Annotated in this window: 1 protein-coding gene; it reads left to right on the plus strand. The window is 61.1% G+C overall.

Annotated elements, in window-relative coordinates:
• A partial coding sequence (locus IVB50_RS35075; protein ID WP_247299520.1) for an AMP-binding protein occupies window positions 1-1,022 on the plus strand: 1,022 nt, incomplete at both ends.

The following is a 1,022-nucleotide window of genomic DNA, read 5'->3' on the forward strand; positions in this document are numbered from 1 at the left end:
GAACTGAACCGCACGGCGGCGGCGTATCCGTCAGAGCGGTGCATCCATGAGCTGTTCGAGGCGCAGGTCGCCAAGACGCCGGATGCGGTGGCGGTGGTCCATGCGGACGAGCGCTTGAGCTATGGCGAGCTCAATGCACGGGCGAACCGGCTGGCGCATCATCTGATCGGGCTCGGGGTGAAGCCGGACCAGCCTGTGGCGATCTGCCTTGAGCGCGGCGTGGCGATGGTGGTGGGGCTGCTTGCAATCCTCAAGGCGGGTGGAGCCTATCTGCCGTTGGATCCGGCCTATCCGTGCGCACGGCTCAAGCAGGTTCTTGAGGATGCGCAGCCGCAACTGTTGCTGGCCGATGCTGCGGGACGATCCGCGCTGGGCGCCGATGCGCTGGCCGATCTGACGGTGGTCGATCTCGAGACGGCGACATCGGCCTGGGCGAAGCTGCCGGCCTCGGATCCCGACCCGCGTGCGCTTGGCCTGACCTCGCGCCATCTCGCCTATGTGATCTACACCTCGGGATCTACCGGCACCCCAAAAGGCGTCATGGTCGAGCATCGCGGATTAGTCAATCTGATAGCTTGGCATGTGCAAACGTTTTGTCTTCAACCAGAAACCTGTTGCGCACTCACTGCCGGACTAGCATTCGATGCCAGCACTTGGGAGCTATGGACTGCGTTATACAACGGCAGCACATTGCTTCTACCTCCCAGAGCGGCAGCGGGAGATTCGCTCCGCCTGCTAGAATGGTGGCGTGATCAATCGCTCGAAGTCGCCTTTCTGATCACGCCGCTGGCCACAATCGCGTTGGAAGACAAGCTGGTAAATCCCACATTGGAGTACTTGCTTGTTGGCGGTGATCGTCTCCACCGTATGCCCGCGTCTCTAACACCGCCTTTAAAGCTGATAAACAACTATGGCCCTACTGAAGCTACGGTCGTGGCGACCTCGGGACGGCTCTCCATCGAAAACGCAGTGCCGCATATCGGCCGTCCGATTGCGAACACGCGTGTGTATCTGCTCGATGG

Source organism: Bradyrhizobium sp. 87 (genome assembly GCF_023073015.1).
GTDB lineage: Bacteria > Pseudomonadota > Alphaproteobacteria > Rhizobiales > Xanthobacteraceae > Bradyrhizobium > Bradyrhizobium canariense_D.